Consider the following 18902-nt stretch of genomic DNA (forward strand, 5'->3'; position numbering starts at 1 on the left):
CTTTGCTATCCGATGGACCGGCGTGCGCGCACGTCCGACAGCCGTTCACGTACTGACTTGTAGGAGAGGACCGATTCCCATGGCCGATGCCCCCACCGGCAAGGTGACCTTCGTCGGTGCCGGCCCCGGCGCCGCCGATCTGCTGACGTTCCGTGCCGCCCGGGCCATCGCCGAGGCCGACGTGGTGATCTGGGCCGCGAGCCTGGTCCAGGCGGAGGTCCTCGAGCACGCCCGCGAGGACGCCGAGATCCTGGACTCCGCGGCCATGTCGCTGGAGGACGTCGTCGCCGTCTACCGACGTGCGTTCGAGGAAGGGCTGAAGGTCGCCCGGGTCCACTCCGGCGACCCGGCCCTGTGGGGCGGCACGCAGGAGCAGCTGGACCGCTGCCACCGGATCGGCATCGCGACCGAGGTCGTCCCGGGTGTGTCCGCCTTCTCCGCGGTGGCCGCGCTGGCGGAGCGCGAGCTGACCATCCCGGAGGTCGCGCAGTCCGTCGTGCTGACCCGGCTGGGCGGCGGCAAGACCCCGATGCCGCCCGGCGAGGAGGTCCGCGAGTTCGCCCGGCACGGCACCACCATGGCGATCTTCCTGTCCGCGGCGCGCAGCGGGCAGCTCGTGCGGGAGCTGCTGGAGGGCGGCTACCCCACGGAGACGCCCGTGGTGGTCGCCTACCAGGCGACCTGGCCGGAGGAGCTGGTCGTGAAGTGCACGGTCGGCACCCTGGAGGAGACGGTCAAGGAGCACAAGCTCTGGAAGCACACGCTGTTCCTGGTCGGCCCGGCGCTGGACGCGCAGGGCACCCGCTCGCACCTGTACCACCCGGGGCACTTCCACGGGTACCGCAAGGCCGACCCGGAGGCCCGCCGGGCCCTGCGCGAGCAGCGGGCGAAGAGTTGATCACGGTCGTCGGTACGGGCACCGGTGCGCCGGTTCCCGCGGCCGTCGCGGCGGGGGCCGCGCTGGTGGTCGGCGGGCGGCGCCACCTGGACGCCGCGGAACTGCCGGCGGGGGCCGAGCGGGTGGTGCTCGGGCCGCTGGCGCCGGCCCTGGAGAGGATCGAGGAGTACGTCGGCAAGGAGCTGCCGGTCGTCGTGCTGGCCTCCGGGGACCCGGGGTTCTTCGGGATCGTGCGGGTGCTGGCCGAGCGGTTCGGTGCCGGGCTGCTGGACGTGCGGCCGGGGGTGTCCTCCGTGGCCACCGCGTTCGCGCGGATCGGGCTGCCCTGGGACGACGCGGTCGTGGTCAGCGCGCACGGCCGGGACCTGCGTACGGCGGTGAACGTGTGCCGGGCGCGGCCGAAGGTGGCCGTGCTGACGGGCCCGGGCGCCGGACCGGCCGAGCTGGGCGCCGCCCTGCCCGGTGACCGGGTGCTGGTCGTGGCGCGTGCCCTCGGGGACCCGGACCGGGAGCGCGTGGAGCGGGTGACGGCCGCCGAGGCGGCCTCCCGGGACTGGGGTACGGCGGTGAGCGTGGTGCTGTGCCTGGACGAGGCACGGGCGCTCGGTGCGGTGCGTACGGTGGCCGGTGTGCCGGAGCAGCCCGCCCGGTGGGCCCTGGAGGAGGCCGAGTTCACCCACCGGGACTCGATGATCACCAAGTTCGAGGTGCGGGCGCTGGCGCTGGCCCGGCTCGGGCCGCGCCTGGGTGACCTGGTGTGGGACGTGGGCGCCGGGTCGGGTTCGGTCGCGGTGGAGTGCGCGCGGCTGGGTGCGGCCGTGGTCGCCGTGGAGAAGACCGCGGACGGGGTGGAGCGGGTCCGTGCCAACGCCCGCGCCCACGGCGTCGACGTGGACGTGGTGCACGGCTCGGCGCCGGAGGCGCTGGCCGGGCTGGCCGGCGAGCCCGACGCGGTGTTCGTGGGCGGCGGGGGCCGGGAGCTGCCCGCCGTGGTCACCGCCTGTGCGCGGCGGGCCCGGCGGACGGTGGTCGTCGCCATGGCCGCCCTGGACCGGGTGCCGGCGGCGCGGGAAGCGCTGACGGCCGCCGGGTTCGCCTGTGACGGGGTGCTGTTGCAGTCGTCGCGGCTGGCGCCGCTGCCGGGGGACGTGACCCGGCTGGCGGCCACCAATCCTGTGTTCGTGCTCTGGGGTGTCAGGTCCCCGGTGCCTAGTGAAGGAGTTGCCCAGTGATCGGCCTCATTTCCGCCACCGCGGCGGGAGCGGCGGCGCGGGACCGGCTGGCCGCGGCCTGGCCGGACCGTACGCGGGTGTACGAGGGTCCCGTCGGGGAGGCCGTACGGGCCGCGTTCGCGGAGTGCGGGCAGTTGGTGTGCTTCCTGGCGACGGGGGCGGTGGTACGGCTGCTGGCGCCGCTGCTCGGTGACAAGACGGCCGACCCGGGTGTGGTGTGCGTGGACGAGGGCGGCCGGTTCGCGGTGTCGCTGGTCGGCGGGCACGGCGGCGGCGCCAACGAACTCGCCCGCGAGGTCGGGGAGTTGCTCGGCGCCGAGCCGGTGGTGACGACCGCGACGGACGCGGTGGGACTGCCCGGCCTGGACACGCTCGGGCTGTCGTACGAGGGTGCGGTCGCCGCGGTCTCGCGGGCCCTGCTGGACGGTGCGCCGGTCGGGCTGGAGGCCGAGGTGGCGTGGCCGCTGCCGCCGCTGCCGCTGGTGCGGGGCGGGAGCGAGGGGGCGTACACCGTCCGGCTCACCGACCGGGCCGTCGAACCCGGCGAGCGGGAAGTGCTGCTGCGTCCGCCGTCGCTGGTGGTCGGGGTCGGAGCGTCGAAGGGCGCGCCGGTGGCCGAGGTGCTCGGACTGATCGAGGAGACGCTGGACCGGGCGGGGCTCTCCCGCAAGTCCGTGGCCGAACTCGCGACGGTGGACGCCAAGGCGGAGGAGCCCGCCATCGTGGCCGCCGCCGAGCGGCTCGGGGTGCCGCTGGTGACGTACTCCGCCGAGGAGCTGGCGGGCGTGGAGGTGCCGAACCCGTCCGACGCGCCGCTCGCGGCCGTCGGCACGCCGTCGGTCGCCGAGGCCTCCGCCCTGGTGCGCGGGGGTGAACTCCTCGTGCCGAAGCGGAAGTCGGTGCGGGCGGACGGGCAGCCGGCCATGGCGACCTGTGCCGTGGTACGCCGCCCGGGGCGCGGGCGGCTCGCGGTGGTCGGGCTCGGGCCGGGCGCCCGGGACCTGCTCACCCCGCGTGCGACGGCCGAACTGCGGCGGGCGTCGGTGCTGGTCGGGCTCGACCAGTACGTGGACCAGATCCGCGACCTGCTCCGGCCCGGCACACGGGTGCTGGAGTCGGGGCTCGGCGCGGAGGAGGAGCGCGCCCGTACGGCGGTCGCCGAGGCCCGCGAGGGGCATGCGGTGGCACTGATCGGCAGCGGGGACGCGGGTGTGTACGCCATGGCCTCCCCGGCGCTCGCCGAGGCCTCCGACGACATCGACGTGGTCGGGGTGCCCGGGGTGACGGCCGCGCTGGCCGCCGGGGCGATCCTGGGCGCACCGCTGGGCCACGACCACGTGTCGATCAGCCTGTCCGACCTGCACACGCCGTGGGAGGTCATCGAGCGCCGGGTGCGGGCGGCGGCCGAGGCGGACATCGTCGTCACCTTCTACAACCCGCGTTCCCGCGGCCGCGACTGGCAGCTGCCCAAGGCCCTGGCGATCCTCGCCGGGCACCGGGAGCCGGCGACGCCGGTCGGGGTCGTCCGCAACGCGTCCCGGCCGGACGAGACCAGCCGGGTCACGACGCTCGGCGCGCTGGACCCGGCGACGGTCGACATGATGACGGTCGTGACCGTGGGCAACACGGCGACCCGGGAGATCGCGGGGCGCATGGTGACCCCGCGCGGATACCGCTGGCAGGCGGAGCAGGAGGAGGCCCGGTGAAGCGTGTGGTCCACCCCATCGAGCAGGAGTCCTTCCGGCGGCTGCGTGCCCGCCTGGACACCTCGCACTTCCCGCCGCTGACCCGGGCGGTGGTGGAGCGGGTCATCCACTCCGCCGCCGACCTGGAGTACGCGACCGATCTCGTCACGGCCGAGGACGACCTGGTGAAGGCGCATGCGGCGCTGCACGCCGGGGCGCCCGTCGTCGTGGACGTGGAGATGGTCGCGGCCGGCATCACCCGGCGCGAGACCGTCTGCCGGCTGAAGGACGCGGAGGCCGGTCCGGGGCTGACCCGCTCGGCCCACGCGATCCGGCTCGCGTACGAGGAGGTCGGGCCGGGCGCCCTGTGGGTGATCGGCTGCGCGCCGACCGCTCTGGAGGAGCTGCTGACCCTGGACGCCTCCCCGGCGCTCGTCATCGGCCTGCCCGTCGGCTTCGTCGGCGCGGCCGAGTCCAAGGAGGCGTTGCGGGCGAGTGGGCTGCCCGCCGTGAGCAACGTGTCCGAGAAGGGCGGTTCGGCGGTGGCCGCCGCCGCGCTCAACGCCCTGCTGTACCACCCCGTTTCACCTGAGGAGACCTCGTGACCACCCCGCCCGCCCTGCTCATCGCCGGACACGGCACCCGTGACGACGCCGGAGCGGAGGCGTTCCGCGACTTCGTCCGGGAGCTGGGACGCCGCCACCCCGGCCTGCCCGTCGCGGGCGGCTTCATCGAACTGTCCCCGCCGCCGCTGGGCGAGGCCGTGACCGAGCTGGTCGAGCAGGGCGTGCGCCGGTTCGCCGCGGTGCCGCTGATGCTGGTGTCCGCCGGGCACGCCAAGGGCGACATCCCGGCCGCGCTGGCCCGAGAGAAGGAGCGGCACCCGGGCATCTCGTACACCTACGGCCGTCCGCTGGGCCCGCACCCGTCGCTGCTGAACGTGCTGGAGCGGCGGCTGGAGGAGGCGCTGGACGGCGCGGACCGCTCCGAGGTGACCGTGCTGCTGGTCGGGCGCGGCTCGACGGACCCCGACGCCAACGCCGAGGTGTTCAAGGCGGCGCGGCTGCTGTGGGAGGGCCGTGGGTACGCCGGTGTGGAGACCGCGTTCGTGTCACTGGCGGCGCCGGACGTGCCGAGCGGTCTGGACCGGTGCGTGGCGCTGGGGGCCCGGAGGGTCGTCGTCCTCCCGTACTTCCTGTTCACCGGGATCCTGCCGGACCGGGTGCGGCAGCAGACCGAGGAGTGGGCCGCCGCGCACCCGGAGACCGAGGTGCGGTCGGCCGACGTCATCGGGCCCGAGCCGGAGCTGCTGGGCCTGGTGATGGAGCGGTACGAGGAGGCCGTCAAGGGCGATCTGCGCATGAACTGCGACTCGTGCGTGTACCGGATCGCGCTGCCGGGCTTCGAGGACAAGGTGGGGCTGCCGCAGCAGCCGCACTTCCACCCGGACGACGACGGCCACCACCACGGACACGGGCACCACCATCACGGGGGGCACTCGCACAGCCATGCGCACTGAGGGCAGGGAACCTGACCTGCGGCACCACGGGGACGCCGAAGTGCGGGACGACGGGTCGGCGCTGGTCGACCTCGCCGTCAACGTCCGCGCGGACACTCCCCCGCGGTGGCTGCGGGAGGAGATCGCCGGCTCGCTGTCGTCCCTCGCGGCCTACCCGGACGGGCGGGCCGCGCGGGCGGCGGTGGCGGAGCGGCACGGGCTGCCGGTGGAGCGGGTCCTGCTGACGGCGGGGGCCGCGGAGGCGTTCGTACTGCTCGCCCGGGCGCTGAAGGTACGTCAGCCGGTCGTGGTGCACCCGCAGTTCACCGAGCCGGAGGCCGCCTTGCGGGACGCCGGGCACACCGTGGGCCGGGTGCTGCTGCGCGCGCAGGACGGGTTCCGGCTGGACCCGGCGGCCGTGCCGGAGGACGCCGATCTGGTGGTGATCGGCAACCCCACCAATCCGACGTCCGTGCTGCATCCGGCGGAGACGATCGTCCGGCTCGCCCGTGCCGGGCGGACGCTGGTGGTCGACGAGGCGTTCATGGACGCCGTGCCGGGTGAGCGGGAGTCGCTGGCCGGGCGGACCGACGTGCCGGGGCTCGTCGTGCTGCGCAGCCTCACCAAGACGTGGGGGCTGGCCGGGCTGCGCATCGGGTACGTGCTGGCGTCCGCGGAGATCGTCGCCGAACTGGCGCGGGCCCAGCCGTTGTGGCCCGTCTCGACACCGGCGCTGGCCGCGGCGCAGGCGTGTGTGGCGCCGAGGGCGCTGGCCGAGGCGGGGCACGCGGCGCATCGCATCGCCGGCGACCGGGCGCATCTGGTGGCCGGGCTGGTTTCTTTCGCCGGGCTCGGGGTGCGAGTGGTGCAGCCTGCGCAGGGGCCGTTCGTGCTGGTGCGGATCCCGGACGCGGCCGGGGTACGGCGACGGTTGCGGGACCTCGGCTACGCGGTGCGGCGTGGGGACACGTTTCCGGGGCTCGGGGTGGAGTGGGTACGGGTGGCCGTACGGGACCGTGCGACGGTGAACGCCTTCCTGGAGGCCCTGTCGGCCGCACTGATTCCGCCCGCCGGCCCACCAGCCCCGGCAAGCTGAGAGGCACCGCTCCCGGCGGACCCCGGCCGAAAGACCCAGCACATTACGGGTGAGGGCCGCCGGGAGGCCGGGGCCCCGGCGCGGGGAACCGTCGGCCTCGCAACTCGGGTCCCGGCACGGGGAATTATGGGTGAGGGCGGCCGGGAGGCCGGGGCGGTTACGAGATCGCCCTGAGCTTCGGGCGTTCCCGGAGTTGTGCGAGTGCCGTCGTGGTCTCCTCGTCGGCCGGCAGGAACACCACGATCTGCTGGGCGTCCGCCGCTACGTCCAGCGTCTCGCGGATGAACCGGAGTGCGGGGCCCGCGGGGTGGTTCAGCCGGAGGGTTCCCCGCTGCGGCACCACATGACGGTTCAGACGGCTCGTGAAGTCGGGGCCGGCCACGGGGGCCAGTTCCGCGCTGAGCCATTCGGAGTTCTCGACGGACGGGCCCAGCCACAGGTCGAAGGCCTGCTCGTCCGCGACGTCGTCCCAGTCGGCGAAGAACGCCCGGGCGCGTGGGTCGGTGAAGACGTACCGGGTGAGGTTCGGTGTGCCGGTGCCGGTGCCGGTGCCGGGGGCGGGGGCGATGCCGTTCCCGTTACCGGTGCCGGTGCCGTTCCCGTTCCTGGCGTCGCTGCCGGTGCCGTTGCCGCTGCCGGTCCGGGCGTCGGTGTCCAGCAGCCCGGTGCCGCTCGTCAGCGTCGCGAAGCCACTGGTGTGGGCGAGTATGTCGCCGAGCCGGTTGGTCACCACGGCGATGCCCGGCTCCAGCAGTTCCAGGGTTCGCAGGACCGAGGGCCGGACCTCCCGCCGGGGCGGGGCCGGACGCGGGTGCGCGGTGCACTCGCCGCCGGTGATCTTCGCGAGGTAGCGCAGGTGGCTGCGTTCCGCCGGGTCGAGGCTGAGGGCGTCGGCGAGGGCGTTCACCACCGGGATCGACGGGTTGCGGTCCCGGCCCTGCTCGATCCGGGTCAGGTACTCGACGCTGATGCCGGCCCGCGCGGCCAGGTCCAGCCGGCGCAGGCCCGGTGAGCGGCGCCGGCCCCGCTCCGGCAGGCCCAGTGTCTCCGGCTGGATGCTGTCCCGCTTGGTCCGGATGAAGTCCCCCAGTGGTGTTCCCATGAGTGCGAGGGTATGGGGTCGCCCGCGGCCGGTGGAGGGCTCAGGGTGGCCCTGCGGGGGCCAGCCTGAGCCCGGCCTGGCTACCGTCGGCGGAGCGCCTGATCGTGGAGGGCATGGAGAACACCACGCACAAGTTGCTGATCATCGTCGGAAGTGTCCGGGAGGGCCGGTTCGGCCCGGTGGTGGGATCGTGGGTGGCCGAACAGGCCCGTGCCCACGGCGGGTTCGAGGTGGACGTCGTCGATCTGGCGGACATCGAGATCCCGTTGGCGCTGCCGGCCGCACCGCCGAAGTTCGCCGGCGACGGCTACCCCCGGCCCGCCGGAATGGCCCCGCTGACCTCGGCGCTGGAGGAGGCCGACGCGTTCGTCGTCGTCACGCCGGAGTACAACCACAGCTACCCCGCCTCGCTGAAGGCGGCCATCGACTGGCACTTCACGCAGTGGACGGCCAAGCCCGTCGCCTTCGTCAGCTACGGCGGCGCGGCCGGCGGCCGGCACGCCGTACTGCACCTGGAGAACGTGCTGACCGAACTGCATGCGGTGACCGTCCGGGACGGGCTGGCCTTCCCGAACTACTTCACCGCGTGGCAGGACGGCCGGCCGCTCGACACCGAGGCCCCGGGCTACGCCAAGGTCCTGCTGGACCAGCTGTCCTGGTGGGCCGGCACCCTCCGCGCGGGCCGGGAGGCCGCTCCCTACCCGGGATGACCGCACCCGGGACGACCGCCGGTCCGGGAACGCGGCCGGCGGGTGACCACGGACCGGGGACGCGGCCGGTGGGCGGTCGGCCGGACCCCGGACGCGGCCGGGACGCGGCCGGCGGGTGCCGGCCCGGGAACGGCCCTGTTGGCGGTGTCAGTTCTTGCGGCGGCGGGCCACCGTCACCGCTCCCCCGCCGGCCAGCAGCAACGCCAGGGCGCCGCCCGCGATGTACGGGGTCGCCGAGCTGCCGCCGGTCTGCGCGAGGCCGGCCTGCGCCGCGGCGCCCTGCGGGCGGACGTCGGCGGCCGGGTCGTGGCTCGGCACCGGCTTCCCGGTGGGCGGGGCCATCGGGGAGTCGCAGGTGGCCTCGGCCAGCGTGACCGTGCCCTGCACGTCGGCCACGTTGAGCTTCGCCGGGTTGACGGAGACCTTGAGTTGGAGGGCGGTCGCGGCGGCCGTACGGGTCGTGGTCCGGTGCTGGGACAGGTCGAGGCGCACCTCGCCGACGCCTGGCACCTTCACCTCCGTCGAGCCGCCGGCAGTGAGGGTGACGCGCTTGCCGAGGACACGGACCACGCCGAGGACGTTCGCGGAGGCGGCCGGCGCCTTGCCGGCGTCGCAGGTGGCCTTCGCGGTGATCGTGTCGGCCTCGATCAGGGACAGCAGGGGCAGGCCGGGGACGTGCAGCTTGGCGTGGGCGACCCGGACCGAGCCCTCGGCACGCTTCGCCGTGGCCGTGGCCCTGGCCTCGGCGACGTCCGCGGCGAGCACGGTGAACGGCTTGCCGCCGTCGACGCCGTCGAGCCGGGCGGAGAGGGTGGTCCGGTCCGCGCTCCGCGGCGCCCGGACCTCGTTGAGGGAGACCGCGAGCGGGACGTTCACGGTCTTGTTGAGCAGGGACACGTCGAGCCCGGTGCGCAGGACGACGGCGGAGGCGCGACCGTGGTCACCGGTCGCGTGCGCGGCGCTCGCGCCCAGGACCGCGGGCGCCCCGGCGAGGGCGGTGGCCGTCGCGAGTACGACGAGACGGCGAGCGGGCATGCGGAAATCATTGCTGTTCAAGGCGGTGGGACCCCCAGACGGGACATGCTTGGGACCCGTCAACCTTGTACGCACTGTGGGTGAACGGTCAGCTCTCCAGGGTCACTTCACTCGAACGTGGATATCTCGCTCGCCGATTCGAATCACGGGCACGTCTACTCGACAACCTGCCCGTTCAGCACCACCCGTCGCGGCGCGGCCAGCACCCGTACGTCGGCCCGGGGATCGGTCTCGTACACGACGAGGTCGGCCGGGGCCCCCTCCTCCAGGCCGGGCCGGCCGAGCCACTTGCGGGCCGCCCAGCTGGTGGCCGCGAGGGCGTCGACCGGCGGGAGTCCCGCGGTGACCAGTTCGGCCACCTCCTCCGCGACCAGGCCGTGGGCCAGTGAGCCGCCGGCGTCCGTGCCGACGAAGACCGGGATGCCGGCGTCGTAGGCGCCGCGCACGGTGTCGTAGCGCCGCTCGTGCAGCCGGCGCATGTGGGCGGACCAGCGCGGGAACTTCTTGTCGCCGCCGTCCGCGAGCTTGGGGAAGGTGGCGATGTTGACGAGGGTGGGGACGATCGCGACGCCCCGCTCGGCGAAGAGCGGGATGAGGTCCTCGGTGAGACCCGTCGCGTGCTCGATGCAGTCGATGCCCGCCTCGACCAGGTCGCGCAGGGAACTCTCGGCGAAGCAGTGGGCGGTGACGCGGGCGCCGAGCCGGTGCGCCTCGGCGATGGCGGCCTCGACGGCCCCCCGGGGCCAGCAGGGGGACAGGTCGCCGAGGTCGCGGTCGATCCAGTCGCCGACCAGCTTGACCCAGCCGTCGCCGCGCCGCGCCTCCCGGGCGACGTGGGCGACGAGGTCGTCCGGCTCGATCTCCCACGCGTAGTTGCGGATGTAGCGCCGGGTGCGGGCGATGTGCCGGCCCGCTCGGATGATCTTCGGGAGGTCGTCGCGGTCGTCGATCCAGCGGGTGTCGGAGGGCGAGCCCGCGTCCCGGATCAGCAGGGTGCCGGTCCCCCGGTCGGTGAGCGCCTGCTTCTCGGCGGTGTCCGCGTCGACCGGGCCGTGGGCGCCGAGGCCCACGTGGCAGTGCGCGTCGACCAGGCCGGGCAGCGCCCAGCCCTCGACGGTCCGGACGTCCCGGGCCCCGGCGGGGCGGTCGTAGGAGATCCGGCCCCCGACCACCCACAGTTCGTCGCGGACGTCCTCCGGCCCCGCCAGGACCCGGCCCTTCACGTGCAGCACCGCGTGATCGCTCATACCCGGCACCTTAGTGAGCTACCGCTCGGACTTCCCCACCTGGTCGGAGGTCTCCTCCTCGACCTCGGCCATCGCCGGGTCGAGCAGCCGGGAGAGGAAGTGCCGGGTGCGCTCGTGCCGCGGGTCGCCGATGACCTGCTCGGGGCTGCCGTCCTCGACGACCACCCCGCCGTCCATGAAGACCACCCGGTCGGCGACCTCGCGGGCGAAGGTCATCTCGTGCGTGACGACCATCATCGTCATGCCCTCGCGCGCGAGCCTGCGCATGACGGCGAGGACGTCCCCGACGAGTTCCGGGTCGAGCGCGGAGGTCGGCTCGTCGAAGAGCATCACCTCGGGGCCCATGGCGAGCGCCCGGGCGATGGCCACGCGCTGCTGCTGGCCGCCGGAGAGGGAGGACGGGTAGGCGTCCGCCTTCTCGGCCAGGCCGACCCGGGCCAGGTTCTCGGCTGCGATCCTCGCGGCCGTCCCCTTGTCCCGCCCGAGGACCCGGCGCTGCGGCAGCGTGAGGTTCTCGGTGACGTTCAGGTGCGGGAAGAGGTTGAACTGCTGGAAGACCATGCCGATCCGGCGGCGTACGGCGTCGATGTCGACGTCTGGGTCGGTCAGCTCGGTGCCGCCGACGAAGACCTGGCCCTTGGTGGGCTCCTCGAGCAGGTTCACGCAGCGCAGCAGCGTCGACTTGCCGGAGCCGGAGGGGCCGATGACGCAGACGACCTCGCCCTGGCCGATCTCCAGGTCGATGCCGCGCAGCACCTCGTTGTCGCCGAAGGACTTGTGCAGCCCTCGGACCTCGATCTCCGGGCGGCTCACCGGATCGCCTCCTGGGCCTTGGATTCCATACGGCGGACGACGAAGCTGAGCGGGATGGTGACCAGCAGGTAGCACAGTCCCGCGACCAGGATCGGCGTGGAGTTGGCGGTCGTACTGGCCAGATCGCGGCCGAACTTGGACAGTTCCCGCTCCTCCAGGGTGACGCCGAGGAACAGCACCAGCGAGGAGTCCTTGAAGAGGAGGACGAGTTCGTTGGTGAGCGGCGGCAGGATGATCCGGAAGGCCTGCGGGATGATGATCGAGATCATGGCCTTGGCCGGTGAGAAGCCGAGCGAGCGGGCCGCCTCCAGCTGCCCCTTGGGCACGGCCTGGATGCCGGCGCGGATGGTCTCCGCCATGTAGGCGGCCGAGACCAGGCCGAGCGCGAGGGCGACCTTGCCGTACGTCCCGCCGGGGATCTCCGTGCCGGGGAAGGCGAGCGGCACCGCCACGCCGACGAAGATGAAGATCAGCAGGGCGGGCAGGCCGCGGAAGATCTCGATGTAGACGCTCGCCAGCCACCGGTACGGCCCCACGGAGGACAGCCGCATCAGCGCGAGACCCATGCCGAGGACGAGGCCGACGACGAAGCCGGACAGCGTGTAGAGGACGGTGTTCTTCAGCGCCAGCGTGATGACGTCCGGGAACATCTGCTTCGCGATGTCCGCCTGGGCGAACTGGTTCTGCAGCCGGCCCCAGTCCGCCGTGACCGCGAAGGCGATCACGGCGGCGACGAACACGGCGTACTGCGCGGCCCGGGACAGGCTGCGCTTCTGACGCCGGGTCAGGCCCTTCTTCTTCGGCTGGACCGGTACCTCGAGATCGGTCATGACGCCGCGGGAGAGGCGACGGACGCGTTGTACGGGCCGATCCACTGCTCGTAGATCTTCTTGTAGGTGCCGTCGGCCTTGGCCTGCTTGATCGCCTTGTTGATGGCGTCGCGCAGCGCCGTGTTGCCCTTCTTCACGGTGAAGCCGTACTGCTCACCGGTCTTGAGGTTGTCGACGACCTGGAACTTGTCCGCGTTGGCCTTGTCCTTCAGCCAGCCCTGGACGACCGGGTAGTCGATGACGACGGCCTGGACCTGGCCGGTGCGCAGGCCGTTGAGGACGGCGTCGGAGGACTCGAACGAGATCGGGTCGTAGCCCTTGGCCTTGACGTAGTCCTCACCGGTGGTCTGCGCCTGGGCGCCAAGCTTCTTGCCCTTGGCCTTGACGTCGGCGAGCGAGTCGACGCCGCTCTTCTTGTCGACGAGGACGGCCTGGGTGGCCTCGAAGTACGGGTCGGAGAAGTCGACGTTCTTCTTGCGCTCGTCGGTGATCGTCATGCCGGCCGCGGCCAGGTCGCACTCGCCGGAGTTCAGGAAGGCGCCGGTCTTGAAGTTCTCGAACGGGGTGTCGAGGATGGCCTGCTTGACGCCGAGGTCCTTGGCGACGAGGTCGATCAGGGAGACGTCGAAGCCCTGCACCTTGCCGTCGATCTCCGACTGGAACGGCGGGTAGGGCAGGTGGGTGCAGGTGGTCAGCTGTCCCCCCTTGGCGAGGTGGACGCCCTTGACGGTGGTCTTGCCGCTCCCCGAGTCGCTGGAGGAGCAGCCGGCCGCGACGAGCACGAGTGCGGCGGTCGCGGTGGTGGCGGCCAGAAGGCGGGTCCGGCGCCCGACGAGCGTATTCATGGGGAGATCTCCTGTGGGGGAACTGAGGGTTCCGATTATAAGGAAAGGTTTGAGTCTCTCAAATCAAACCGATGGCTCTGAGGCGGTTCGACCTAAGATCGGTGGAGTCGGACCCCTGAGAACGAAGAGAGCACCGCCGTGAGCCACCCCTTCCTCGACCTGCCCCCGCTCAGTGCCGAGCGCTTCGCCGCCGTCGAGGACGGCGTGGCCCGGCTGCTGGACACCCGGCAGGACGTCCTGATCGCCCAGGGCGAGGCGCTGCTGCCACTGGAGGGCGCGATCCGTGCGGCGGCCGGTCCGGGCACGGTGGCCCTGAACGTGATCACGGGCCCGTACGGGCAGACCTTCGGCAACTGGCTGCGCGACTCCGGCGCGACGGTGCACGACCTGTCCGTCCCCTTCCACACCGCGGTGACCGCGGAGCAGATCCGGGAGGCGTTCGCCGCGCACCCGGAGATCGACTTCGTGTCGCTGGTGCACGCCGAGGCGGCGACCGGCAACACCAACCCGGTGGCGGAGATCGGCGAGGTGGTGCGGGAGCACGGCGCCCTCTTCTATCTGGACGCGGTGGCCTCCGTGGGCGCCGAGCCGGTGCTGCCGGACGCGTGGGGCGTGGACCTGTGCGTGATCGGGGCGCAGAAGGCGATGGGCGGCCCGGCGGGCGTGTCGGCGATCTCGGTGAGCGAGCGGGCGTGGGTCCGGATGGCCGCCAACCCGAACGCCCCGCGCCGCTCCTACCTCTCCCTGCTGGACTGGAAGGAGCGCTGGATCGACGCCGGCCGCCGGGCGCTGCCGCACGCTCCGGCCCAGCTGGAGATGCTGGCGCTCGAGGCGTGCCTGGAGCGGATCGAGTCGGCCGGTCTGGACGCGGTGATGGCGCGGCACCGGGGTGCCGCGCTGGCCACGCGGGCCGGCGCCGTGGCGCTGGGCGGGGGCCTGGAGCCGTACGTGTACGCGGAGAAGGACGCGGCGCCGGTGGCCACGACCCTGCGGGTGCCGTCCGGGGTGGTGGCGTCGGAGCTGGTGGCGCGGGCCCTGGAGAGCGATCCGGCGCTGCCGCTGGCCGCGGGCGGGGGCGCGCTGGCCGAGGAGATGATCCGGGTCAACCACTACGGGCCGGACGCGACGCCGGGCGCGGTGCAGGACTCGCTGGCGGCGCTGGGGGCGGCACTCGCCGGGGAGGGGCTGACGGTCGACCCCGTGAGCGCCCGGCAGGCCGTGGAGCGGGCTTGGCGGCAGGCCGCGCAGGGGACGGACGAGACGGTCCGCGGGTTTTCTGCGTGAACGAATCGACGGGACCGCGAATAGCGAATTCAATTTACTTTCACAATCCCCGCCAATTCCACCGACGATAGCTTCCCGTCTTCTTCTTCCCGCTTTTTGCAGAGCTAAACCGGGGAGTTTGCGGCTCGATTTCCGGCGACTTGAGCCCTGTGACACACTCCACAGAAACAAGAATCTGTCCTGATTTGCCCCGGTAGATTACGGACATTTCACCAGTGCGCTGGGAGAGCCAGGGAGGACCTCCCGTGCATTTTCGAATTCGCCTCGCTAAATTCGTGCCGCATGACTGCCGCACCAGCAGACCTGCTCATCGAACGACCTGCAACGACTGACGGGGCCGCCCTCTGGCGTCTCGCCAGGGACTCGAAAACGCTCGACCTGAACTCTTCGTACAGTTATCTGCTGTGGTGCCGGGACTTCGCCGGCACCTCCGCGGTGGCGCGCGGTGCGGACGGGGAGCCGGTCGGCTTCGTCACCGGGTACGTGCGTCCCGACCGCCCCCACACCCTGCTCGTCTGGCAGGTGGCCGTGGACTCCGCCCACCGGGGCCACGGCATCGCCGCGGCACTGCTGGACGAGCTGACCGCACGGCTCACCGCCGAGCGCGGCATCACCGAGGTGGAGACCACCATCACCCCCGGCAACACCGCCTCCGAGCGCCTGTTCACCTCGTTCGCCGCCCGGCACGGCGCCCGGGTCGAGCGTGAGGTGCTGTTCGGCGCCGACCTGTTCCCGGACGGCCCGCACGACCCCGAAGTCCTGTTCCGCATCGGCCCGCTGACCGACTCCACCCCCCACTGAGGAGCGAATCACCGTGACCATCACCCAGCCCGACCTCAGCGTGTTCGAGACCCTCGAGTCCGAGGTCCGCAGCTACTGCCGCGGCTGGCCCACCGTCTTCGACCGTGCACAGGGCAGCCGCATGTACGACGAGGACGGCCATGCGTACCTCGACTTCTTCGCCGGTGCCGGGTCGCTCAACTACGGCCACAACAACCCCGTGCTGAAACGGGCGTTGATCGACTATCTGGAGCGGGACGGCGTCACCCACGGCCTGGACATGTCGACCACGGCCAAGCGGTCCTTCCTGCAGACCTTCCAGGACCTGGTGCTGCGCCCGCGCGACCTGCCGTACAAGGTGATGTTCCCGGGCCCGACCGGCACCAACGCCGTGGAGTCCGCGCTGAAGCTGGCGCGGAAGGTGAAGGGCCGCGAGGCGATCGTCTCGTTCACCAACGCCTTCCACGGCATGTCCCTCGGTTCCCTCGCCGTGACCGGCAACGCCTTCAAGCGGGCCGGCGCCGGCATCCCGCTGGTGCACGGCACGCCGATGCCGTTCGACAACTACTTCGACGGCACCGTCCCGGACTTCCTGTGGTTCGAGCGGCTGCTGGAGGACCAGGGCTCCGGACTGAACAAGCCCGCCGCGGTGATCGTGGAGACCGTGCAGGGCGAGGGCGGCATCAACGTCGCCCGGCCCGAATGGCTGCGCGCGCTGAAGGAGTTGTGCGAGCGGCAGGACATGCTGCTGATCGTCGACGACATCCAGATGGGCTGCGGCCGTACCGGCGCCTTCTTCTCCTTCGAGGAGTCGGGCATCACACCGGACATCGTCACGGTGTCGAAGTCGATCAGCGGGTACGGGCTGCCGATGTCGCTGTGCCTGTTCAAGCCCGAGCTGGACGTGTGGGAGCCGGGCGAGCACAACGGCACCTTCCGCGGCAACAACCCCGCCTTCGTCACCGCGACCGCGGCCCTGGAGGCGTACTGGACCGACGGCTCGGCCATGGAGAAGCAGACCCGCGCCCGCGGTGAGCAGGTCGAGCAGGCGCTGATCTCCGTCACCGAGGAGAACCTCGCCGACGTGAAGGAGTACCGCGGCCGCGGTCTGGTGTGGGGCCTGGAGTTCCGCGACAAGGACCGCGCCTCGGCGGTCGCCCGGCGCGCCTTCGAACTCGGGCTGCTCATCGAGACGTCCGGTCCCGAGGGCGAGGTCGTCAAGCTGCTGCCGGCCCTGACCATCACCCCCGACGAGCTGGACGAGGGTCTGCGCATCCTCGCCCGCGCCGTCCGGGAAACCGTCTGATCTGCAAGGAGGAGACACAGCACCGTGATCGTCCGATCGTTCAAGGACATCGAAGGCACCGACCGGCACGTCAGAGCGGCGTCCGGCACCTGGGAGAGCAAGCGGATCGTCCTCGCCAAGGAGCGGGTCGGTTTCTCCCTGCACGAGACCATCCTGTACGCCGGGACCGAGACGTCGATGTGGTACGCCAACCACATCGAGGCCGTCGTCTGCACCAAGGGTGAGGCCGAACTCACCGACCACGAGGCCGGCCGGACGTACACGATCACCCCCGGCACCATGTACCTCCTCGACGGGCACGAGCGGCACACGCTGCGCGTCAAGGAGGACTTCCACTGCATCTGCGTGTTCAACCCGCCGGTCACCGGACGGGAGGACCACGACGAGAACGGCGTCTACCCGCTGCTCACCGAGCCCGAGGAGGTGTGACATCCCATGACCACCGTCACCGATCTCTACCCCACCCGCGGCACCACCGAGGTGACCGTCCCCCGCCAGGACCCGGTCGTCTGGGGCTCCCCGGACACGCCCGGACCGATCACGACGGCCGACCTCCAGTCGTACGAGCGGGACGGCTTCCTCGCCGTCGACCAGCTGATCACCCCGGACGAGGTCGAGGTCTACCGCAGTGAGCTGGACCGGCTGGTCGCCGACCCGGCGATACGGCTGGACGAGCGCTCGATCGTGGAGCCGAAGTCGAAGGAGATCCGTTCGGTCTTCGAGGTGCACCGGATCAGCGAGGTGTTCGCGAACCTGGTGCGCGATCCGCGGGTGGTCGGCCGGGCCCGGCAGATCCTCGGCTCGGACGTGTACGTCCACCAGTCCCGGATCAACGTGAAGCCGGGCTTCGGCGCGAGCGGCTTCTACTGGCACTCGGACTTCGAGACCTGGCACGCCGAGGACGGGCTGCCGAACATGCGCACGGTGTCCGTCTCGATCGCGCTGACCGAGAACCACGACACCAACGGCGGCCTCATGATCATGCCGGGCTCGCACCGGACGTTCCTGGGCTGCGCCGGTGCCACCCCGAAGGACAACTACAAGAAGTCCCTGCAGATGCAGGACGCGGGCACCCCGTCCGACGAGGCGCTGACGGAGCTGGCGGGCGAGTACGGCATCCGGCTGTTCACCGGCAAGGCCGGCTCGGCGACCTGGTTCGACTGCAACTGCATGCACGGCTCGGGCGACAACATCACGCCGTTCCCGCGCAGCAACGTCTTCATCGTGTTCAACAGCGTGGAGAACACGGCCGTGGATCCGTTCGCGGCACCGGTCCGCCGGCCGGAGTTCATCGGGGCACGGGACTTCACTCCCGTTCGGTGACCCCGCGCGACCCCGGGGGGCCTCCGCGTTCGGCGCGGAGGCCCCCCGGGGTGTGTCACAGCGCGGGGTAGTCGGTGTATCCCGCGGCTCCGCCGCCGTAGAAGGTCGCCGGGTCGGCCGTGTTGAAGGGGCCGCCCGCCTTCAGCCGGGCCGGCAGGTCGGGGTTGGCGAGGAAGAGCTGACCGTAGGCGATCAGGTCGGCCGTGCCGTCCGCGACGAGGTCCAGCGCCTCCGGGCCGGTCGGGCCCTCGGTCGCCGGGTTGAGCACGAACACCCCGCTGAACCGCTTGCGCAGGACCGAGGTCAGCTCCCGGCGGCCCGGGGCCTCCATCACGTGCAGATAGGCCAGGCCCAGCGGCTCCAGCGCGTCGGCGAGCGCGGTGTACGCGGCGTCCGGCTCGGGCTCCTCGATGTCGTTGAAGACGTTGCCCGGGGACAGGCGCAGGGCGGTGCGCCCGGCGCCCACGGCCTCGGCGACGGCCCCGACCGTCTCCACGGCGAACCGGATGCGGCCCGGCACCGAGCCGCCCCACTCGTCGGTGCGCAGGTTGCTCCCGGGGGCGAGGAACTGGTGGATCAGGTAGCCGTTGGCGCCGTGCAGCTCGACCCCGTCGAAGCCGGCCCGCACGGCGTTGCGGGCCGCCGCGGCGAAGTCGGCGACGGTGGCCTCGATCTCCTCGCCGGTGAGTTCGCGGGGTGTGACGAAGTCCTTGGGCCCCTCGTGGGTGTAGACCTGACCGCTCGCCGCCACCGCGGAGGGCGCGACGTTGACGAGCCCGTCGGGCAGCAGGGCGGGGTGGCCGATGCGGCCGGTGTGCATGAGCTGGGCGAAGATGCGGCCGCCGGCGGCGTGCACGGCGTCGGTGACGGTACGCCAGGCGGTGACCTGGTCGGACGTGTGCAGGCCGGGGGTGTCCGGGTAGCCCTGGCCGACCGCCGAGGGCTGGATGCCCTCGGTGACGATCAGTCCGGCGGAGGCGCGCTGGGCGTAGTACTCGGCGGTGAGGCCGGTGGGCAGGCCGCCGTCGGCTGCGCGGCTGCGGGTCATCGGGGCCATGGCGATGCGGTTGGCCAGGCGGAGGCCGGAAACGTCGATCGGGTCGAAGGCGGTGGTCACGGAGGTCTCCCGGGTCCAATAGTTGGTCGGCCAAGTAAAGCGGCCGGGTCCCACCCTACGACATTCATTGGCCGACCAAGTAAATTGCCGTGAGTAGGCTT

At 72.4% G+C, this 18902-nt stretch carries 19 protein-coding genes; 12 read left to right on the top strand and 7 right to left on the bottom strand.

The window, feature by feature from the left end; all coding sequences use genetic code 11:
- The first annotated feature begins 79 nt into the window (after window positions 1-79).
- The 6 genes from cobM to cobC are packed head-to-tail and all read left to right on the top strand — an operon-like array spanning window position 80 to window position 6409.
- The gene (gene cobM / locus JK359_RS31235; protein ID WP_201842723.1) at window positions 80-898 is read left to right on the top strand and encodes a precorrin-4 C(11)-methyltransferase; all 819 of its coding nucleotides are present in this window, start codon (window positions 80-82) and stop codon (window positions 896-898) included.
- On the top strand, window positions 895-2130 hold the full coding sequence (cbiE, locus tag JK359_RS31240; protein WP_201842725.1) for a precorrin-6y C5,15-methyltransferase (decarboxylating) subunit CbiE: 1236 nt from the start codon (window positions 895-897) through the stop codon (window positions 2128-2130). Before cobM ends, cbiE begins: the two co-directional genes overlap by 4 nt.
- A complete protein-coding gene (cobJ, locus tag JK359_RS31245; RefSeq protein WP_201842727.1) occupies window positions 2127-3836 on the top strand; it encodes a precorrin-3B C(17)-methyltransferase in 1710 nt (569 codons plus the stop codon). Before cbiE ends, cobJ begins: the two co-directional genes overlap by 4 nt.
- The gene (locus tag JK359_RS31250) at window positions 3833-4420 is read left to right on the top strand and encodes a precorrin-8X methylmutase (protein ID WP_201842729.1); all 588 of its coding nucleotides are present in this window, start codon (window positions 3833-3835) and stop codon (window positions 4418-4420) included. Before cobJ ends, JK359_RS31250 begins: the two co-directional genes overlap by 4 nt.
- Window positions 4417-5334 (top strand): sirohydrochlorin chelatase, encoded by a 918-nt coding sequence (locus JK359_RS31255; protein ID WP_201842731.1) that lies wholly within the window; start codon window positions 4417-4419, stop codon window positions 5332-5334. The genes JK359_RS31250 and JK359_RS31255 overlap by 4 nt, the downstream gene beginning before the upstream one ends.
- A complete protein-coding gene (gene cobC, locus JK359_RS31260; RefSeq protein ID WP_201842733.1) occupies window positions 5324-6409 on the top strand; it encodes an Rv2231c family histidinol phosphate aminotransferase CobC in 1086 nt (361 codons plus the stop codon). The genes JK359_RS31255 and cobC overlap by 11 nt, the downstream gene beginning before the upstream one ends.
- 157 nt (window positions 6410-6566) lie before the next feature.
- Here the strand turns inward: cobC and JK359_RS31265 are convergent, their stop codons facing one another.
- On the bottom strand, window positions 6567-7511 hold the full coding sequence (locus JK359_RS31265; RefSeq protein WP_201842734.1) for a helix-turn-helix domain-containing protein: 945 nt from the start codon (window positions 7509-7511) through the stop codon (window positions 6567-6569).
- Window positions 7512-7624: 113 nt separating this feature from the next.
- On the opposite strand from JK359_RS31265, the gene JK359_RS31270 reads away from it, so the two are divergent.
- Window positions 7625-8221, top strand: a complete 597-nt coding sequence (locus JK359_RS31270) for an NADPH-dependent FMN reductase (RefSeq protein ID WP_201842736.1) — start codon at window positions 7625-7627, stop codon at window positions 8219-8221.
- 147 nt (window positions 8222-8368) lie between these two features.
- On the opposite strand, the gene JK359_RS31275 is transcribed toward JK359_RS31270, so the two are convergent.
- The 5 genes from JK359_RS31275 to JK359_RS31295 all read right to left on the bottom strand — a co-directional run bounded on the left by JK359_RS31275 (window position 8369) and on the right by JK359_RS31295 (window position 12991).
- A complete protein-coding gene (locus tag JK359_RS31275; RefSeq protein WP_201842738.1) occupies window positions 8369-9277 on the bottom strand; it encodes an SCO1860 family LAETG-anchored protein in 909 nt (302 codons plus the stop codon).
- 134 nt (window positions 9278-9411) lie between these two features.
- A complete protein-coding gene (locus tag JK359_RS31280) occupies window positions 9412-10503 on the bottom strand; it encodes an amidohydrolase family protein (RefSeq protein WP_201842740.1) in 1092 nt (363 codons plus the stop codon).
- A gap of 18 nt (window positions 10504-10521) precedes the next feature.
- Complete coding sequence (locus tag JK359_RS31285) at window positions 10522-11316, bottom strand: amino acid ABC transporter ATP-binding protein (protein ID WP_201842742.1); 795 nt, start codon at window positions 11314-11316, stop codon at window positions 10522-10524.
- The gene (locus JK359_RS31290) at window positions 11313-12146 is read right to left on the bottom strand and encodes an amino acid ABC transporter permease (protein WP_201842744.1); all 834 of its coding nucleotides are present in this window, start codon (window positions 12144-12146) and stop codon (window positions 11313-11315) included. Before JK359_RS31290 ends, JK359_RS31285 begins: the two co-directional genes overlap by 4 nt.
- A complete protein-coding gene (locus JK359_RS31295) occupies window positions 12143-12991 on the bottom strand; it encodes a transporter substrate-binding domain-containing protein (protein ID WP_201842746.1) in 849 nt (282 codons plus the stop codon). Before JK359_RS31295 ends, JK359_RS31290 begins: the two co-directional genes overlap by 4 nt.
- Before the next feature lie 138 nt (window positions 12992-13129).
- Here JK359_RS31295 and JK359_RS31300 point away from each other — a divergent pair, with 138 nt between their 5' ends.
- From JK359_RS31300 to thpD, 5 genes are all read left to right on the top strand, one after another.
- Window positions 13130-14275, top strand: coding sequence for a pyridoxal-phosphate-dependent aminotransferase family protein (locus tag JK359_RS31300; RefSeq protein WP_201842748.1), 1146 nt, complete (start codon window positions 13130-13132; stop codon window positions 14273-14275).
- 282 nt (window positions 14276-14557) lie between these two features.
- On the top strand, window positions 14558-15076 hold the full coding sequence (gene ectA / locus JK359_RS31305; protein WP_201842749.1) for a diaminobutyrate acetyltransferase: 519 nt from the start codon (window positions 14558-14560) through the stop codon (window positions 15074-15076).
- Between the two features lie 13 nt (window positions 15077-15089).
- A complete protein-coding gene (gene ectB, locus JK359_RS31310; protein ID WP_201842751.1) occupies window positions 15090-16361 on the top strand; it encodes a diaminobutyrate--2-oxoglutarate transaminase in 1272 nt (423 codons plus the stop codon).
- A 24-nt stretch (window positions 16362-16385) separates the two neighbouring features.
- Window positions 16386-16790 carry an ectoine synthase gene (locus JK359_RS31315; RefSeq protein WP_201842753.1) on the top strand — a complete coding sequence of 135 codons (405 nt, stop codon included), beginning with the start codon at window positions 16386-16388 and terminating at the stop codon, window positions 16788-16790.
- A 6-nt stretch (window positions 16791-16796) separates the two neighbouring features.
- Window positions 16797-17684, top strand: coding sequence for an ectoine hydroxylase (gene thpD, locus JK359_RS31320; RefSeq protein WP_201842755.1), 888 nt, complete (start codon window positions 16797-16799; stop codon window positions 17682-17684).
- Window positions 17685-17739: 55 nt separating this feature from the next.
- Here the strand turns inward: thpD and JK359_RS31325 are convergent, their stop codons facing one another.
- Complete coding sequence (locus tag JK359_RS31325; protein ID WP_201842757.1) at window positions 17740-18801, bottom strand: alkene reductase; 1062 nt, start codon at window positions 18799-18801, stop codon at window positions 17740-17742.
- Window positions 18802-18902: the final 101 nt, after the last annotated feature.

The sequence above is a fragment of the Streptomyces actinomycinicus genome, from assembly GCF_016741775.1.
Taxonomy (GTDB): Bacteria; Actinomycetota; Actinomycetes; order Streptomycetales; family Streptomycetaceae; genus Streptomyces; species Streptomyces actinomycinicus.